We start from the raw sequence: 18854 nt of genomic DNA, 5'->3' as shown, positions 1-18854 counted from the left end.
GAGTATTTCCAGACGTTAAGAGAAGTACAATGATACTTGCCTCTTTGATGCTTTTGTTTGCAGGGGTATCTAGTGGCTATAAGATTTTCACTGCAAATTTTTGTATTATTCTCATGCTATTGGCTTGTGTAATACGGTGGGTTAAAGGAAAGAAACGTCTAAAAGAAATAGATAACATAGGTATGTTGTACGTAACTCTTTCTTTCATCCCTTTTTTGGTTTTTATGATTGAGTGGATGAATTATTGAGTTTTCAATCCCAGCATGAAAGTGATACTGCGTGAACGGATAAATGAGAACCAGCATGCCAAAAACATGCTGGCTAAAATAATCAGAAACGGGTATCCACCGCGTTGGCCAGCATGGCCAGTAACTGCTCGCTGTCCGACCAGCTCAGGCAAGGGTCGGTAATGGATTGGCCGTAGGTGAGCGATTGGCCAGCCACGATTTTCTGCGTGCCTTCCACCAGGAAGCTTTCAGCCATCACGCCAGCCACGGCCACCGAGCCTGCACGGATTTGTTGGCAGACGTTTTCCGCCACTTCCAACTGGCGGCGATGCAATTTCTGACAATTACCATGGCTGAAGTCGATCACCAGTTGTTCAGGTAAATCGAACTCGCGCAGGCTATCACAGGCGGCTACCACATCGGTCGCGTGATAGTTTGGCGTCTTGCCGCCGCGCATGATGATATGGCCATAAGGATTGCCGCTGGTCTGGTAAATGGTCATCTGGCCAGTTTTGTCTGGCGACAGGAACATATGGCCGGCGCGAGCGGCACGGATGGCATCAATGGCGATGCGGGTATTGCCGTCGGTACCATTTTTGAAACCGACCGGGCAGGAGAGCGCCGAGGCCATTTCACGGTGGATCTGGCTTTCGGTGGTGCGAGCGCCAATCGCGCCCCAGCTGATCAGGTCGGCAATATACTGGCCGATCACCATATCCAGAAACTCGGTCGCCGTTGGCAGGCCAAGCTGGTTCACCGACAATAGCAGCTTGCGCGCCATCTCAATACCACGGTTGACCTGATAGCTGCCGTCCAGATCGGGATCGGAAATCAAGCCTTTCCAGCCCACTACGGTGCGCGGTTTTTCAAAATAGGTGCGCATCACGATTTCCAGGCGATCCTGATAGCGCTCGCGCAGTACGTTAAGGCGGGTGGCATAGTCCATCGCCGCATCCAGATCGTGAATGGAGCAGGGGCCAATCACTACCAACAGGCGCTTATCTTCGCCTGTCAGGATTTTTTCAATACGCTTACGTGACGCTGTCACGTTATCGGCTACCGATGCTGAGATCGGCAACTTCTCTGCCAACGCCTGAGGCGTGACCAAGCTGTCGATGCGCGCGGTCCGCAGTTCATCTGTTTTGTGCATGATTGTCTCTAAAACTGTTCTTCGCGACGGCAGGAATACCGGGAAGTGATGGCGATCACAATAACGCAAAAACCGCTGAATTCAACCGTAGAGATTGTGATCGGCTGATTAAAACCGGTAAAAAAGCACAAAAAAGGGGGCATAGACGACTGTCCGCCAGCCCCTACTATCAGAACATCCGCCGGCTCATACCGAGGATATCGAGGATCTTGGTGGAGATCTCCTCCACCGAATAATTGGTGGTATTGAGATAGCGGATCTGGTTTTTGCGAAACAGCGCTTCCACTTCGGCAACTTCCATCCTGCATTGGCGCGGGGAAGAGTAACGGCTGTTTTCGCGGCGTTCTTCGCGGATCGCCGTTAACCGCTCTGGGTTAATGGTCAAGCCAAATAATTTATGTTGAAACGGTTTTAGCGCGGCGGGTAGCTGCAAATTATCCATATCATCGGCGGTAAACGGATAGTTGGCCGCGCGGATACCAAATTGCATCGCCAGATACAGGCTGGTGGGTGTTTTACCACAGCGGGATACGCCGAGCAGGATCACCTGCGCCTGATCGAGATTGCGCAGCGATATGCCGTCATCATGGGCCAGGGTGTATTCAATGGCTGCGATCCGGGCGTCATACTTGCCCAGATTGTTTTCGGTCAGCCCGTGGGTGCGATTAGGGACCGGCGTTGGATCCACCGCTAATTCCCCCTGTAGCGGGCCGACCAGGGCCTGCACGATATCCTGACAGAACCCTTCACTTTGGGTGATCACCTGGCGCACTTCCGGCGAGATAATCGAATAGAACACCAGTGGGCGCACCCCGGTCTGCTGGTAAATATCATTGATCTGCTGGCATACGCCCCGCGCACGCGCTTCGGTTTCCACAAAGGGCAGAGTGAAAGTGGTGGCCTTGACGGGAAACTGTGACAGCACCGCATGCCCCAATACTTCGGCGGTAATGGCCGTGCCATCCGAGATATAAAAAACGCTTCTTTCCACCCATAACTCCTTAATGCCTGAAACGACTGATAGCAACATCATGGTCTGCAGACCCACATACGGTAAAGAGGGGGACAGAAATTTTGTGACGCTGGGGATCTTTCGCAGCGATTGAATATATTTAATAAAACCTGATTTCATTTTTAATAAAATGAATGGTGCTATTTTAGCTACCTGCTCCGACGCAAATTGGCGCTATTTTCGCCAAATCAATCACTAAAATTACGGGTATTTAAGCAAAAGTTTAAATAATACATAATTTGTTGAATTGTAAGCTTTTAGCTAGTTAGGGAACGATCCCTAATTAAATTGTGCTCGCTGGAATTCTCTTAATTGTTATTTTCTTCATTGGCTTGATCGATTCACCTGTCCATTGTCTATGGATCATTGTGCTAGTGTGGGTGGGTGCCGTTTTTTGCGGTACCAGTCAAAAATCCGTCAATACCCTACTGATAGCAATAAGGATTGTCTCGATGTCTAACAATGGCCCAGACTTGCGTAATGTGCTTTGGTACAACCAGCTTGGCATGCACGACGTTGACCGTGTCGGTGGCAAAAATGCCTCCCTCGGTGAAATGATCACCAATCTCTCCGATTTGGGCGTGGCCGTACCCAACGGTTTTGCCACCACCGCCCAGGCATTTAACGATTTTCTTGAGCAAAGTGGGGTTAACCAGCGCATTTATCAGCTGCTGGATCAGACTGACGTTGACGATATTGCTCAACTGTCCAAGGCCGGTGCGCAAATTCGCCAATGGGTGATCGATACGCCTTTCCACGCGGAATTTGAACGTGAAATTACCCTGGCGTACCAACAACTGTCCGAGGGCGAAAGCGAAGCCTCCTTTGCCGTGCGTTCTTCCGCCACGGCCGAAGATATGCCAGACGCTTCGTTTGCTGGTCAGCAGGAAACCTTCCTCAACGTGCAGGGCATTGATGCGGTGATGGTGGCGATCAAACACGTCTTCGCCTCCCTGTTTAACGACCGGGCCATCTCTTACCGTGTGCATCAGGGTTACGATCACCGTGGCGTGGCGCTTTCCGCCGGTGTACAGCGCATGGTGCGCTCCGACCTGGCTTCCTCTGGGGTCATGTTTACCATTGATACCGAGTCCGGCTTTGATCAGGTGGTATTTATTACCTCGGCGTTCGGCCTGGGGGAAATGGTAGTGCAAGGGGCGGTCAACCCGGATGAGTTTTATGTCCATAAACCGACGCTGCTGAAGGGCAAACCGGCCATTGTGCGCCGCAACCTTGGCTCGAAAAAAATCCGCATGGTATACGCACCTTCACAGGATCACGGCAAGCAGGTCCGTATCGAAGATGTGCCAGAAGAGCAACGCAATCGTTTCTCTTTGACCGATGATGAAGTCCAGGCACTGGCGCATCAGGCGTTGTTGATCGAAAAACACTATGGCCGCCCGATGGATATCGAGTGGGCCAAAGACGGCCACACCGGCAAGCTGCTGATAGTCCAGGCGCGGCCAGAAACCGTGCGCTCCAATGAGCAGGTGATGGAGCGCTACCAACTGAACGGTAACAGCACCGTGCTGGTGGAAGGGCGAGCCATTGGCCATCGCATTGGGGCAGGCCCGGTGAAGGTCATCCACGACATCAGCGAAATGGATCGCATCGAACCGGGCGACGTGTTGGTCACCGATATGACCGACCCGGATTGGGAACCGATCATGAAGAAGGCGGCAGCGATCGTCACCAACCGTGGTGGGCGTACCTGCCATGCGGCGATCATTGCCCGCGAGCTGGGGATCCCAGCCGTTGTAGGGTGTGGCCACGCAACGGACCTGCTGAAAGAAGGGCAGAAAGTCACCGTCTCCTGCGCCGAAGGCGACACCGGCTTTGTATACAGCGACATGCTGGAATTCAGCGTACAAAGCTCGGAAGTCACTGAACTGCCGGAACTTCCGTTGAAGATTATGATGAACGTCGGTAACCCAGACCGTGCGTTCGACTTCGCTCGCTTGCCAAATGAAGGCGTAGGGCTGGCCCGGTTGGAGTTTATTATCAACCGCATGATCGGCGTACACCCGCGTGCCCTGTTGGAGTTCGACCAGCAAACCCCAGAGCTGCAGGCAGAAATAAAAACGCTGATGTTGGGCTATGACGATCCGGTCGAGTTCTATGTTGGTCGTTTGACTGAAGGGATCGCCACGTTGGGCGCGGCATTCTGGCCGAAGCGCGTGATCGTGCGCCTTTCCGATTTCAAATCTAACGAATACGCCAACCTGGTCGGCGGCGAAAAATATGAGCCGCACGAAGAAAACCCGATGTTAGGTTTCCGTGGCGCGGGTCGTTACGTGGCGGACAGCTTCCGCGACTGCTTCGCCATGGAATGTGCCGCGATGAAGCGGGTACGTAATGAGATGGGGCTGACCAACGTTGAGGTGATGGTGCCGTTTGTGCGTACCGTGGCTCAGGCGGAGGCCGTGGTGGCAGAGTTGGGGCGTCAAGGATTGAAGCGCGGCGAGAACGGCCTGAAAGTGATCATGATGTGTGAGATCCCTTCCAACGCCTTGCTGGCCGATCAGTTCCTTGAGCACTTTGATGGCTTCTCTATCGGTTCCAACGATATGACGCAGCTTACGCTGGGGCTGGATCGCGATTCCGGAGTGGTCTCTGAGCTGTTTGACGAGCGCAATGAGGCGGTCAAGGCGCTGCTTTCCATGGCGATCCAGGCGGCCAAGCGTCACGGTAAATATGTCGGCATCTGTGGACAAGGCCCGTCAGACCATGCGGACTTTGCCGAGTGGCTGATGGATCAGGGGATTGATAGCCTTTCGCTTAACCCGGATACCGTGGTGCAGACCTGGGTTAATTTGTCACAAAGAAAGTAAACCTGAATAACAACGTCTATTGAAAACATAAAACCGCCGGTTAAACCTGGCGGTTTTTTTATATTGGCGGGTTATTTTGCACAAAAAAAGCCCATCAAAAGACGGGCAAAGACTACACACAGCAATTCAGTGATTCGGGGTTACCTTGTTAGCTGACTTGACTGGAAAACAATGCATGGAAAGCAATGATTTTCAGCAAGATAGAGTTTCATACTAGGCAGTTATCTGGCGCGCGTCATTAAGAATCGTCCCAATAAAACAGCCTGGATTGTATTGGTTCATGGCAAGAGCAGGTATTTGAATGGCATCTATTTTGCACCAGGTGAGTCAGCCGAATAATTATCGGGGACGATGCCGGTGGGGAATGGGAATATTTGGATTAATCGCCTGCCCAATGAATGAGCAGGCGAGGTAGGGATCACAACTGTTCTAAATCTTTGGCGACTTCTTCCAGATCGGCGGTGGGCTCTGGAGCTTCGTTCACCCAGGCGCTAACCAACCGATAAGAGACCGCCAGCACGACCGGGCCGATAAACAGGCCAATCATCCCGAAGGCCAGCAGGCCACCGATAACGCCTGACAAGATCAGAATCAACGGCAGGTCTGCACCCATACGGATTAGCGCCGGGCGCAAGAAGTTATCCAGCGTTCCGACCACACAGCTCCACACCAATAGCACGGTGCCCCAGGTGGTATCACCGGTCCAGTACAGCCAGATAATGGCCGGGATCAAGACCAGCAATGGCCCCAGTTGGGCGAGGCAAAAGACGAACATCACTACGGTCAGCAAGGTGGCCGCTGGAATGCCAGAAACGGCCAGCCCAATACCGCCCAGGATCGACTGCACCAATGCGGTTACCACCACGCCTAATGCGACTGCACGGATCGCTTGCCCGGCCAGTAACACGGCCGCGTCGCCCCGAGTGGAAGCAAGGCGCACGGCAAAATGGCGGATCGCCATACCAACCTGCTCACCGCGGGCGTACAGCAAGGCGCTGAATAGTAACATTAGCGAACAGTGGATCAGGAAACGGCCAATATGTGCCGCCTGGGTGACAAACCAGGTGGCGGTCTGGCCGAAGTAAGGTTGAATCTTGGCCACCAGGGCGTTACCACCGGTGTTCACCAACAGATGATAGCTGTTAAAGATTTTGTGCCCGACCAGCGGAATGGAACGCAGCCACTCCAGCTGTGGAGCATGGATCTGGCCCGGCGAGTTCACCCAGGCCACGATTGGCGCGCTGTTATCCACCACGCTGCCGATCAGCAGGGCAACAGGCAGCACAAACAGCAAGAGCAGCAGGATGGTCATTACCAGCACGGCCAGCGAGCGGCGGCCCCACAGTAGGCTCTGTAGCTTAATCAATACCGGCCAGGTGGCGATCACCACCATCGATGCCCAGGCAAATCCCAGAATAAAGGGTTGAATGACCCAAAAACAGGCGACGATCATAATGGCGATAAACAGCACGCCAAAAATTATCGTCGGTAAATCGTAGCGGCGTTGCGGTTGTGTCATGAATGCGTTTTCATCCTAGTGAGTTGATTCCTTGGTACCCTTTAATCATGGAGCATTTTTGCCAACTTTCACAGCCAGACGCACATTTTGCCGCGAATTCTGGTCTTGGGTACAGCCTTTCACTATTAAGCGCAGTGGAATAACCGCCAGACTTTCCTCTTCCTAAAGCGCAGCCATCGGTTGCGCTATCATTTTCCGCGCCAAATAATGCCAAATTCAGGATGTACAAGCGGCAAAACACCCGCCATTATGAGGTAGATAGCGATGATGCAGGGGCGGGTTACGGCCCTTGCGGTTATCGTGATAATAAAAGACAGGGGAGGGCCAGTTCCGGGCCCGATTAAGCAATTAAGAGCAGACAGAGTCAAACAAGCGAATGATCCCACAAATTTCTCAGGCACCCGGCCTTGTGCAACGGGTGCTGGACTTTTTGGCCGCGTTAAAACAGAGCGGATTCAACGGCGATACCGCCACTAGCTATGCCGATCGGTTGACGATGGCGACGGATAACAGCATTTACCAGCTGTTGCCCGATGCGGTGGTGTTTCCTCGCTCAACCGCCGACGTGGCGCTTATCGCCCGTCTGGCCGACGAAGATCGCTTCAAGGCACTCACCTTCAGCCCGCGCGGTGGTGGCACCGGCACCAATGGGCAGGCACTTAACACCGGCATTGTGGTTGATATGTCGCGTTACATGAATCGCATTCTGGACATCAACGTCGAGCAGGGTTGGGTGCGGGTAGAAGCCGGGGTGATTAAAGACCAGCTCAACCAGTATCTGCGGCCGTTCGGCTATTTCTTCGCGCCGGAGCTTTCCACCAGCAACCGCGCTACCCTAGGCGGCATGATCAATACCGACGCGTCTGGCCAGGGCTCGCTGGTATACGGCAAAACCTCAGACCATGTGCTGGGGCTGCGGGCGGTGTTGCTGGGGGGCGAAATGATCGACACCCGCGTCATGCCGACGCCGCTGGCGGAAACGATTGCCCAGGAAGATACGCCAGAGGGGCGGATCTACCACACCGTGCTGAACCGTTGCCGCGAGCAACGGGCGCTGATCCTGGAAAAATTCCCCAAGCTCAACCGTTTCCTCACCGGCTACGATCTGCGCCACGTGCTGAGCGACGATCTGCAAACCTTCGATCTGACCCGCATTCTTACCGGTGCCGAAGGGACCTTGGCCTTTATCACCGAAGCGCGGCTGGATATCACACCGCTGCCTAAGGTGCGGCGGCTGGTAAACGTCAAATATGACTCTTTCGATTCAGCCCTGCGCAATGCGCCCTTTATGGTGGAAGCCAAGGCGCTGTCGGTGGAAACCATCGACTCTAAAGTGCTGAATCTGGCCCGCGAAGATATCGTCTGGCACTCGGTCAGCGAACTGATCACCAACGTGCCCGATAAAGAGATGCTCGGGTTGAACATCGTTGAGTTTGCCGGTGACGATAAGGAACTGATCGACGGCCAGATGGAAGCGTTGTGCGAGCGCCTGGATGACCTGATCTCCGAGCAGCAGGCTGGGGTGATCGGTTATCAGATTTGCGGCGATTTGACCGGCATTGAACGCATTTACAATATGCGCAAAAAGGCGGTTGGGCTGTTGGGCAACGCCAAAGGGCAGGCCAAGCCCATCCCGTTTGCTGAAGATACCTGCGTGCCGCCGCAGCACCTGGCCGACTATATCACCGAGTTCCGCCAACTGTTGGATAGCCATAACCTGAGCTACGGTATGTTCGGCCACGTTGATGCTGGGGTGTTGCATGTGCGCCCGGCGTTAGATATGTGTGATCCCCAGCAAGAAGTGCTGATGAAGCAAATATCTGACCAGGTGGTGGCGTTAACCGCGAAGTATGGCGGCCTGCTGTGGGGAGAACACGGGAAGGGCTTCCGGGCGGAGTATAGCCCGGCGTTCTTCGGCGAGGAGCTCTATGAAGAATTGCGCCGCATCAAGGCCGCGTTTGACCCGCTCAATCGCCTTAATCCGGGGAAAATCTGCCCGCCGCTGGGCGTGGATGCCGTGATGATGAAAGTCGATGCGGTGAAACGTGGTACGTTGGATCGCCGCATTCCCATCGATGTCCGCACCTCGTTCCGTGGCGCGATGGAGTGTAATGGCAACGGACTGTGTTTCAACTTTGATGTCCACAGTCCGATGTGCCCATCGATGAAGATCACCGCGAATCGGATCCACTCGCCGAAAGGCCGAGCGGCCCTGGTGCGCGAATGGCTACGGTTATTGGCAGAGCAGGGCGTGGACCCCGTCGCACTGGAAAAGCAGTTGCCTCAGCAGCGCCTCAGCTTCCGCACTCTGATTGAGAAAACCCGTAATAGCTGGCATGCAGGCAAGGGCGAATATGACTTCTCCCATGAAGTCAAAGAAGCGATGTCTGGCTGCCTGGCCTGTAAAGCCTGTTCGACCCAGTGCCCGATCAAGATCGACGTGCCGGGCTTCCGTTCGCGGTTCCTGCAGCTTTATCACACCCGTTATCTGCGCCCAATGCGTGACTACGTGGTCGCTGGCGTCGAGAGCTACACCCCGTTGATGGCCAAAGCGCCGAAGGTGTTCAACTTCTTCTTCAAGCAGCCATGGGTGCGCGAACTGAGCCGCAGCAGCATCGGTATGGTGGATTTACCGCTGTTATCCAGCCCAACGTTACGCCAACAATTGTCGGGCCATAGCGCGTTCAGCATGACGCTTGAACAGTTGGAAGCATTAAGCGAAAGCCAGCGCGAACAGCATGTGCTGGTGGTGCAGGATCCGTTTACCAGCTATTACGATGCCCAGGTCGTGGCAGACTTTGTACGGTTGGTGGAAAAGCTGGGCTACAAGCCGGTGCTGTTGCCATTCTCACCGAACGGCAAGGCACAGCATATCAAAGGGTTCCTGACGCGCTTTGCCAAAACGGCGCGCAAGACAGCGGACTTTCTTAACCGGGTAGCCAAACTGGGGATGCCGATGGTGGGTGTCGATCCGGCGCTGGTGCTGTGTTATCGCGACGAGTATCAAGAAATTCTCGGTGCTGAACGGGGCGATTTCCAGGTGCAACTGGTCCATGAATGGTTGCAAAAGTTGTTGGCAGAACGTGCGGAACAGCCTGCGACCGGTGAAGCCTGGTATCTGTTTGGCCACTGCACCGAAACCACCGCATTACCGGCGAGTACCCAGCAGTGGGCTGCCATCTTTGCCCGTTTTGGCGCCAAGTTGGAAAACGTCAGCGTGGGTTGCTGTGGCATGGCGGGCACTTACGGTCACGAAGCCAAGAATCTGCAAAATTCCCTGGGGATTTATGAGCTATCATGGCATCAGGCGCTACAGCGTTTGCCAAGGCAACGCTGTCTGGCGACCGGTTATTCTTGCCGCAGCCAGGTAAAACGCATTGAAGGCAATGGCGTGCGGCATCCATTACAGGCACTTCTGGAGATGATTGCGTGAAGCTGTGGAAACGTGAAACAACGCTGGAACAACTCAACCAAAGCGGCGAAGGATGCATGGTGGCCCATGTGGGCATTCAGTTTACCCGCTTGGAAGATGACTATTTAGAGGCGGTGATGCCCGTCGATCACCGCACTACCCAGCCGTTTGGCCTGTTACACGGTGGGGCTTCGGTGGTGCTGGCCGAGTCGATGGGCTCAATGGCGGGGTATCTGTGCACCGAAGGGGAGCAAAAGGTGGTGGGGTTGGAGATTAACGCCAACCACCTGCGTGCGGTATTTAAAGGGCAGGTGCGCGGGGTTTGTCGTGCGTTGCACGCCGGCCGCCGCAATCAGGTCTGGCAGATCGAGATCTTCGACGATCGCGATCGCCTCTGCTGTACCTCACGGCTGACCACGGCAGTATTGGAGTAACACCAACCCCGCAGGTTTTCGCCTGCGGGGCAAACGTTATAGCTGGAACGGCACCCGTTTCACAAAATCCTTCTGAAAAGCGGTAGCCTTGTCCCAGCCGCCTTCCATCGAATATTTCTGGCAAATCAGCGTTAGCGTATGCCGGGCAAAATGATAGCACTGCACGCGGAACAGCTGACAACGCTGGGGATTGTTGATCTCGACAATCAGCCGGTTATGCAGTTTGCTCAGCGCATTCAGGTAGCTCTCGTCATCGCCATTTTCCAGGCATAAATTCGCCATGCCAAGGCTGACGCCGTTGTAACGCTTCAGATGATTGATGTTGCATTCCGGCCGCTGTAGCGCCGCTTCCGCCATATAGAAATCCACCGTGGCATCACGGATGTTGAACTTGTATTCATCAATTTTGCTCAGCAGCCACGCATTCATCGAGATAGCCATAGGTCCACGCCCAATTAAAGCTTAATGATAATCATTATCATATTTGCAGCTGTGGCGATGATCAATGCTCCCCGCAGATTTTTTTCTGTTGTGGGTCTTTAGACCGCCACGGGCTAAAAACACGCGAGCGACTAGACTTAAAGCAGGGAAAGGCATTTTTCAGACAGACAAAATGCAGAAATAGGTATTTTCTATGAATGTTTAAAACAGACGACTTATCCGGCGCTATAACCTTGTCGGGACAGCGGGATAAGCCGTACGAGATATGATGAATTGCTATGAATTCAGAGGGATAAAAATTATCCCCATATCTATTTCGCTTGGATACGCCATCGATTAATCGTGTTGCCGAGCGTAAATCCGGGCGTTTGGTAAATACCCCCGCAAAACAAACGGTTGAAGTGATAATCATTATCACTAACATGGGCGGTAAGCCAGATCGGCTGTAGTAAAACACGAATGTGAGGTAGGCCATATGCATACGGAAGATGTTGGTACTTTTTCTTTGGCAGACAACGTCTGGCAAGGCATTTCGCTGAGCGACAGCGCGGTGAAGCAGATAATCAGACTCATGCAGCAGGATGTTCAGGTGAAAGGGCTGCAACTCGGCGTCAAACAATCCGGCTGTGCGGGCTTTGCCTACGTGCTGGATTTGACCCGCGAACCGGCTAGCGACGATCTGTTGTTCGAACGCGACGGGGCCAAGCTGTTCGTGCCGCTCAAAGCGATGCCGTTTATCGATGGCACCACGGTAGATTTTGTTCGGGAAGGGCTGAATCAGATGTTCAAATTTAATAACCCTAAAGCTCAGAACGCCTGCGGGTGCGGTGAGAGCTTTGGCGTTTAAGCGATGCAATCAACATGACACGAAGCAACGTAGAAACAGCGAAAGAGGTACCGGCTTGGGTCAGCGAAGGTCGCTACAAGGAAGGATTCTTTACCCAACTGGCCACCGATGAGTTGGCCAAAGGTATCAACGAAGAGGTGGTACGCGCCATCTCTGCCAAGCGTAACGAACCCGAGTGGATGCTGGAATTCCGCCTGGAGGCTTACCGTGCCTGGCTGCAAATGGAAGAGCCGCACTGGCTGAAAGCCAACTATGACAAGCTGAACTATCAGGATTACAGCTACTATTCAGCGCCGTCCTGCGGCAGCTGTGATGACTCCTGCGGTTCTCAGCCTGGAGCGGAGCAGCAGCCTGGCACCAGTACGGAAAACGGCTACCTGACCAGCGAGGTTGAACTGGCGTTTAATCAGTTGGGTGTACCGGTGCGTGAAGGTAGCGAAGTGGCGGTAGATGCCATTTTCGACTCGGTTTCCGTCGCGACCACCTACCGTGAAAAGCTGGCAGAGAGCGGGGTGATCTTCTGCTCGTTCGGTGAGGCCATTCACGACCATCCAGACTTGGTACGTAAGTATCTGGGCCGAGTGGTGCCGCATAACGACAACTTTTTTGCCGCACTTAACGCAGCGGTAGCTTCCGACGGCACCTTCGTCTACGTGCCGAAGGGCGTACGCTGCCCAATGGAGCTTTCCACCTATTTCCGCATTAACGCCGCGAAAACCGGCCAGTTTGAACGCACCATTCTGATTGCCGATGAAGGCAGTTATGTCAGCTACATCGAAGGCTGCTCAGCGCCGGTACGTGACAGCTATCAACTGCACGCTGCGGTGGTAGAAGTGATCCTGCATAAAGACGCCGAAGTGAAGTATTCCACGGTGCAAAACTGGTTCTCCGGCGGCGGCGAAAGCAAGGGCGGCATTCTTAACTTCGTCACCAAGCGGGCGCTGTGTGAAGGCGCAGGATCCAAGATGTCCTGGACACAGTCGGAAACCGGCTCGGCCATCACCTGGAAATACCCAAGCGTGATCTTGCAGGGCGACAACTCGATCGGTGAGTTTTTCTCGGTGGCGCTGACCAGTGGCTACCAACAAGCGGATACCGGCACCAAGATGATCCACATTGGTAAAAACACCAAGTCGACCATTATTGCCAAAGGGATCTCCGCCGGACACAGCCAAAATACCTATCGTGGGCTGGTGAAAATCCTGCCCGGGGCGGAAAACGCCCGTAACTTTACCCAGTGCGATTCGATGCTGATCGGGCCCAACAGCGGGGCACATACCTTCCCCTATGTGGAAACGCGCAATAACAGCGCCCAGCTTGAGCATGAGGCTACCACCTCGAAGATCGGTGACGACCAACTGTTCTACTGCCTGCAACGGGGCATCAGCGAAGATAATGCCATCTCGATGATCGTCAATGGTTTCTGTAAGGACGTGTTCTCCGAGCTGCCGCTGGAGTTTGCCGTAGAGGCACAGAAGTTACTGGCTATCAGCCTGGAACACAGCGTCGGTTAAGCACCCGTATTTATAGCGCAGCAGCGCGATCAGAGGACACAGCATGTTAAGTATCAAGAATTTGCACGTCAGCGCCGAAGGTAATGAGATCCTCAAGGGGCTGAACCTGGACATCAAACCGGGCGAAGTGCACGCCATTATGGGGCCCAACGGTTCCGGCAAAAGCACGCTTTCCGCCACGCTGGCCGGCCGGGAAGAGTATGAGGTCACCGCAGGGGAAGTGACGTTTAAAGGCAAAGATCTGCTGGAGCTGGCTCCTGAGGATCGGGCCGGTGAGGGCGTATTCCTGGCGTTTCAGTATCCAGTAGAGATCCCCGGCGTCAGCAACCATTTCTTCCTGCAGACCTCGGTGAATGCGGTGCGTAATTACCGCGGCCAAGAGGCGCTGGATCGCTTCGACTTCGCCGACTTTATCGAACAGAAGATCGAGTTGCTGAATATGCCAGCGGATTTGTTGACCCGCTCGGTCAACGTCGGTTTTTCCGGCGGTGAGAAGAAACGCAACGACATCCTGCAAATGGCCGCGCTGGAGCCGGAGCTGTGCATTCTGGATGAAACGGATTCCGGGCTGGATATCGATGCACTGAAGATCGTCGCCAACGGCGTCAATTCGCTGCGTGACGGCAAGCGCGCCTTTATTATTGTCACCCACTATCAGCGCATTCTCGATTATATCAAACCGGATTACGTTCACGTGCTTTCCCAGGGGCGCATCGTGAAGTCCGGTGATTTCTCATTGGTGAAACAGTTGGAGGAGCAGGGCTATGGCTGGCTTTCCGACCAACAGTAATTCACGGGCGTTACAGCAGATGTACAGCCTTTTCGAAGCCCGCGGCGGCGAGCAGTCTGCGCATGCGTTAGCTCATTGGCAGCAGGCTTTGCGCCAAGGCTGGCCGACCCGCAGGCAGGAAAACTGGAAATATACCCCGCTGGAGGGCTTGCTGGAGCAGCAGTTTCTGGAGCCTGCGGACAACGAGTTCAGCGCGGAGCAGCGTGACAAACTGGCGTTGAAGATCGATGCGTATCGCCTGGTGTTTGTCGATGGGCGCTTATGTCCACAACTGAGCGATGAGGATCTTGGCGACTACCAGTTGACCAGGGTGGCCTATGATGCGCCACTAACGCTGCCGGAGCCGATCCAGCCAGAAATCTTTCTGCATTTGACCGAAAGTCTGGCGCAGGAAACCAGCGTGATTAGCCTGGCGGCGGGCAAAGCCCCGGTTAAACCGCTCTATCTGTTGCATATCAGCACCGGCCGCGAGCAGCCCGGAGAAGTGAATACGCTGCATCACCGGCACCACCTGGAGATTGCAAGTGGTGCACGAGCTTCGGTCATCGAACACTATGCCAGTATCAGCGCTGCGGCCCACTTCACCGGTGCGCGCCTGACCGTGAAGGTGGGTGATAATGCCGAGCTGCATCATTGCAAACTGGCGTTTGAGAGCCAGGCCAGTTATCACTTTGCCCATAACGACCTGCTGGTTGGCCGCGACGCGCGGGTTAAAAGCGACAGCTTCCTGCTGGGGGCGGGGCTGACACGCCACCACACCAGTGCGCAGTTAAACGGTGAGGGGAGCAATCTGGTCATCAATAGCCTGGTGCTGCCGGTAGGTAAAGAGGTATGCGATACCCGCACCTATCTGGAACACAACAAAGGCTACTGCGAAAGCCGCCAACTGCACAAAACGGTGGTCAGCGATCGGGCCAAGGCGGTATTTAACGGCATGATCAAGGTCGCGCAGCACGCGATCAAAACCGACGGCCAAATGAACAACCACAATCTGCTGTTGGGCAAGGTGGCGGAAGTAGACACCAAACCGCAGCTGGAAATCTACGCCGATGATGTCAAATGCAGCCACGGTGCCACCGTGGGCCGTATCGATGAAGAACAGCTATTCTATCTGCAATCGCGCGGTATTGATAAGCACGCGGCGCAGCAGATGATCATCTTTGCCTTTGCCGCTGAACTGACGGAGGGCATTGCCGACCCGGTCATCCGGGAGTTGGTGCTGGCTCGTATCGCCGATCGTTTACCCCAGGAGGCGGCATGAGTTATCCCCTGGAACGGGTACGTAGTGATTTTCCCCTGCTGGCTCGGGAGGTCAATGGGCAACCGTTGGCTTATCTGGACAGTGCTGCCAGCGCGCAGAAACCGCAGAGCGTGATTGACCGCGAACTGGATTTCTACCGTCACGGTTATGCCGCGGTTCACCGCGGCATTCATACGTTGAGCGCCGAAGCTACCCAGCAGATGGAGGGCGTGCGTGAGAAAGTGGCGCGCTTTATCAATGCAGGTTCTGCAGAAGAAATCGTGTTCGTCAAAGGTACCACCGAGGGCATTAATCTGGTGGCTAACAGCTTTGGCCGCCATCTGCTGACGGCGGGCGACAGCATCATCATCACCGAGATGGAGCACCACGCAAACATTGTGCCGTGGCAAATGCTGGCGCAGGAGCGAGGCATCACGCTGCATGTCTGGCCATTGCAGCCAGACGGTACCCTGGATCTGGCACAACTGCCGGGCCTGATTGATGCCTCCACCAAGCTGTTGGCGATCACCCAGATATCGAACGTGTTGGGTACCGTCAACCCACTGCATGAGATCGTCCCTGTGGCCAAAGCGGCTGGGCTGAAGGTGCTGGTGGACGGCGCTCAGGCGGTAATGCATCAGCGTATCGATGTCCAGGCGTTAGACTGTGATTTCTATGTGTTCTCCGGCCACAAGCTGTACGGGCCTAGCGGTATCGGCATTCTGTATGGCAAGCAGTCGCTGCTGGAACAGATGCCACCGTGGGAAGGCGGCGGCGCGATGATCCAACGGGTCAGCCTGACGCAAGGTACTACCTTTGCAGCGCCGCCATGGCGTTTTGAGGCCGGTTCACCTAATACGGCGGGTATGATGGGGCTGGGGGCTGCCATCGACTATGTCGAGGCTCTGGGGCTGGAAAACATCCACGATCACGAGCAATCTCTAATTCGCTACGCATTGGATGGCTTGCAGCAGGTGCCAACGCTGAAGATTTATGGCCCTGCGCAGCGTGCCGGCGTGATTGCCTTTAACCTGGGTGAACATCATGCCTACGACGTGGGCAGTTTCCTGGATCAATACGGCATTGCGATCCGCACCGGGCACCACTGCGCCATGCCGCTGATGGAGTTCTACCGGGTGCCAAGTATGTGCCGTGCCTCGCTGGCGTTGTACAATACCCGGCAGGAGGTGGACCGGCTGGTCGCCGGTTTGCAGCGCATCCACAGCTTGTTAGGCTAATCATTAAAGGGAACCCCATGGCGCATTTGCCGGACAAAGATAAATTGGTGCGTAATTTTTCCCGCTGCCTGAACTGGGAAGAGAAGTACCTGTATGTGATCGAACTGGGTAGCCAGCTGCCACCGCTGGATGAAAGCGAGCGGCAGGCGGCCAACCTGATTTCCGGTTGTCAAAGCCAGGTCTGGATCGTGATGAGCAACAACGCGCAAGGGCAGGTTGAGTTTCATGGTGATAGCGATGCAGCTATCGTCAAGGGGCTGCTGGCGGTGGTGTTTATTGTTTATCATGAGCTTACGCCGCAGCAAATCCTCGATCTGGATGTACGCCCATTCTTCAGCGAACTGGCCTTGAGCCAACATCTGACGCCTTCTCGTTCTCAAGGTCTGGAGGCGATGATCCGCGCTATTCGCAGTAAAGCGGCACAGCTCGCCTGATCGGATATCCCAAGGCTTATTGATGGCACGCTATGTCAATGAGCCTTTACAATTCCTGCCAAACCCTGTCTTTTTCCCACAAATCATAATTATTTCAGCCGCTTACCCGTTGACGAGTCATTGACAATCCCTGCGTTTGATTACGTTATAACATGTTGATTTTTTGCAATTTATTGCCTTTAAATCGGATCTTGCTAATATCGAACGAGCATTTATCTTATTTACCTGCTGGCCAGCGATCGCTAGCCTTGCAATGAACCGTAATAACAATAGGGATCAGAATGAAACGTGCGTTGACTCTAATGGGCGTGCTATTCGCCACCGTACTGGCCGGCACCCAGGCGGCCAGTGCGAACGAATACCCATTGCCGCCGCCAGGCAGCCGTCTGATTGGTGAGAATACGATTTACAACGTGCCAAACGATGGCCGTTCGCTGGAAGCCATTGCGGCTGACTACAAGATTGGGCTATTGGGCATGCTGGAAGCCAACCCGGGTACCGATCCCTATCTGCCTAAACCGGGGTCGGCGCTGACGATCCCGACACAGATGCTGCTGCCGGATACCCCACGTGAAGGAATTGTGGTCAATCTGGCGGAACTGCGCTTGTACTATTACCCGAAAGGGGAAGATAAGGTGATCGTCTATCCGATCGGTATTGGCCAGACCGGTATGAATACGCCGCTGAAGGTGACCTCGGTCAGCCAGAAGATCCCGAATCCAACCTGGACGCCCACTGCCAACATCCGCAAGCGCTACCAGTCCCAGGGCGTGACTTTGCCTGCGGTAATACCGGCCGGGCCTGAGAATCCGATGGGGCTGTTTGCCATGCGTCTGGCCATGGGGCACGGTGAATACCTGATCCACGGCACCAATGCCAACTTTGGTATCGGGATGCGTGTGAGCTCAGGCTGTATCCGCCTGCGCCCGGACGATATCGAAGCGCTGTTCAACCAGGTGCCACAAGGCACCAGAGTGCAAATCGTCAATGAACCGCTGAAAGTCTCCGTTGAGCCAGATGGCAAACGCTATGTAGAAGTGCATCAGCCATTGTCCAGAGTGGCCAGTGACGATCCGCAGACCATGCCAATCGCGCTTTCTAAAAATCAGAAAGCCTTTACTGCCGATCCACAGACCGATAAGGCAATGCTCGACAGCGCCATCGTAAGACGTTCTGGCATGCCAGTGCTGGTCAGTGTAGGGCAAGACCCTTCCGAGGTCACTACACCGCCTACAGCGCTCCCTGGTGAGGGGGCTGACACCTCTGGTGAGTCTGGTGCACCGATTAGCTCGGTGAACTAAACCTTGATGGGCGAAAGTAATGGGGTCCGGCATTGAGCCTGGCCCTTTTTTTGTGCCTAAGGTATTGGATGGGGTGATGTGCAGGGGCTATTTATTTATAGGCAAAAAAAAACGGTGCACAATGTGCACCGTTTTCAATAACCGAAGCAAACTTACTTTTTGTAAGCGTGTGCTTGGTTGTCCAGACGCTGGTTAGCGCGCGCTGCGTCGTCTTTAGCTGCTTGAACGTCAGAACGGATTGCGTTCACGTCGTTGCTCAGCTGATCAACTTTAGCGTTCAGAGTCTGAACGTCAGAAGACAGTTGATCGATTTTAGCATTGCTTGAGCAACCAGCCAGCATAGTAGAAGCCAGGATTACCGCGCCCAGTACCAGTTTAGTACGATTCATTATAACACCCTCTAGATTGAGTTAATCTCCATGTAGCGTTACAAGTATTACACAAACTTTTTTCGAAAGAGAATA

At 54.3% G+C, this 18854-nt stretch carries 15 protein-coding genes; 10 read left to right on the top strand and 5 right to left on the bottom strand.

The features are described from left to right. Window positions 1-330: 330 nt before the first annotated feature. Complete coding sequence (locus tag ACX9GU_RS15070; protein WP_473192075.1) at window positions 331-1377, bottom strand: 3-deoxy-7-phosphoheptulonate synthase; 1047 nt, start codon at window positions 1375-1377, stop codon at window positions 331-333. 169 nt (window positions 1378-1546) lie between these two features. Next, window positions 1547-2368: a posphoenolpyruvate synthetase regulatory kinase/phosphorylase PpsR gene (gene ppsR, locus ACX9GU_RS15065; RefSeq protein WP_021804571.1), complete on the bottom strand. Its 822-nt coding sequence runs from the start codon at window positions 2366-2368 to the stop codon at window positions 1547-1549. Window positions 2369-2841: 473 nt separating this feature from the next. Between ppsR and ppsA the strand changes: the two genes are divergently transcribed. After that, a complete protein-coding gene (gene ppsA, locus ACX9GU_RS15060; protein ID WP_447870764.1) occupies window positions 2842-5220 on the top strand; it encodes a phosphoenolpyruvate synthase in 2379 nt (792 codons plus the stop codon). Between the two features lie 418 nt (window positions 5221-5638). Here the strand turns inward: ppsA and ydiK are convergent, their stop codons facing one another. Beyond that, the gene (gene ydiK, locus ACX9GU_RS15055; protein ID WP_473192074.1) at window positions 5639-6739 is read right to left on the bottom strand and encodes an AI-2E family transporter YdiK; all 1101 of its coding nucleotides are present in this window, start codon (window positions 6737-6739) and stop codon (window positions 5639-5641) included. Between the two features lie 376 nt (window positions 6740-7115). Here ydiK and ydiJ point away from each other — a divergent pair, with 376 nt between their 5' ends. After that, window positions 7116-10172 (top strand): D-2-hydroxyglutarate dehydrogenase YdiJ, encoded by a 3057-nt coding sequence (gene ydiJ / locus ACX9GU_RS15050; RefSeq protein WP_473192073.1) that lies wholly within the window; start codon window positions 7116-7118, stop codon window positions 10170-10172. Further along, window positions 10169-10585 carry a 1,4-dihydroxy-2-naphthoyl-CoA hydrolase gene (gene menI, locus ACX9GU_RS15045; RefSeq protein WP_021178115.1) on the top strand — a complete coding sequence of 139 codons (417 nt, stop codon included), beginning with the start codon at window positions 10169-10171 and terminating at the stop codon, window positions 10583-10585. Before ydiJ ends, menI begins: the two co-directional genes overlap by 4 nt. Window positions 10586-10621: 36 nt before the next feature. Here menI and ACX9GU_RS15040 read toward each other — a convergent pair whose 3' ends face one another. Further along, entirely contained in the window at window positions 10622-11026 is a 405-nt protein-coding gene (locus tag ACX9GU_RS15040) for a hypothetical protein (RefSeq protein ID WP_473192072.1), read from the bottom strand. Between the two features lie 475 nt (window positions 11027-11501). On the opposite strand from ACX9GU_RS15040, the gene sufA reads away from it, so the two are divergent. The 7 genes from sufA to ACX9GU_RS15005 all read left to right on the top strand — a co-directional run bounded on the left by sufA (window position 11502) and on the right by ACX9GU_RS15005 (window position 18390). Further along, window positions 11502-11873, top strand: coding sequence for a Fe-S cluster assembly scaffold SufA (gene sufA / locus ACX9GU_RS15035; RefSeq protein ID WP_473192071.1), 372 nt, complete (start codon window positions 11502-11504; stop codon window positions 11871-11873). Window positions 11874-11887: 14 nt separating this feature from the next. Next, complete coding sequence (gene sufB, locus ACX9GU_RS15030) at window positions 11888-13387, top strand: Fe-S cluster assembly protein SufB (RefSeq protein WP_473192070.1); 1500 nt, start codon at window positions 11888-11890, stop codon at window positions 13385-13387. A 43-nt stretch (window positions 13388-13430) separates the two neighbouring features. Further along, window positions 13431-14177 carry a Fe-S cluster assembly ATPase SufC gene (gene sufC, locus ACX9GU_RS15025; protein WP_473192069.1) on the top strand — a complete coding sequence of 249 codons (747 nt, stop codon included), beginning with the start codon at window positions 13431-13433 and terminating at the stop codon, window positions 14175-14177. Next, window positions 14152-15438, top strand: coding sequence for a Fe-S cluster assembly protein SufD (gene sufD, locus ACX9GU_RS15020; RefSeq protein ID WP_473192068.1), 1287 nt, complete (start codon window positions 14152-14154; stop codon window positions 15436-15438). Before sufC ends, sufD begins: the two co-directional genes overlap by 26 nt. Continuing rightward, complete coding sequence (gene sufS / locus ACX9GU_RS15015) at window positions 15435-16655, top strand: cysteine desulfurase SufS (RefSeq protein WP_473192067.1); 1221 nt, start codon at window positions 15435-15437, stop codon at window positions 16653-16655. The genes sufD and sufS overlap by 4 nt, the downstream gene beginning before the upstream one ends. 17 nt (window positions 16656-16672) lie before the next feature. Next, complete coding sequence (gene sufE, locus ACX9GU_RS15010; protein ID WP_179244788.1) at window positions 16673-17089, top strand: cysteine desulfuration protein SufE; 417 nt, start codon at window positions 16673-16675, stop codon at window positions 17087-17089. 281 nt (window positions 17090-17370) lie between these two features. Next, a complete protein-coding gene (locus tag ACX9GU_RS15005) occupies window positions 17371-18390 on the top strand; it encodes a L,D-transpeptidase family protein (protein WP_473192066.1) in 1020 nt (339 codons plus the stop codon). 152 nt (window positions 18391-18542) lie between these two features. Here the strand turns inward: ACX9GU_RS15005 and ACX9GU_RS15000 are convergent, their stop codons facing one another. Then, complete coding sequence (locus ACX9GU_RS15000) at window positions 18543-18779, bottom strand: major outer membrane lipoprotein (protein WP_005165631.1); 237 nt, start codon at window positions 18777-18779, stop codon at window positions 18543-18545. Window positions 18780-18854: the final 75 nt, after the last annotated feature.

The organism is Serratia sp. K1WW1 (genome assembly GCF_055790865.1).
This window is presented reverse-complemented; position numbering and strand designations above follow the sequence as displayed.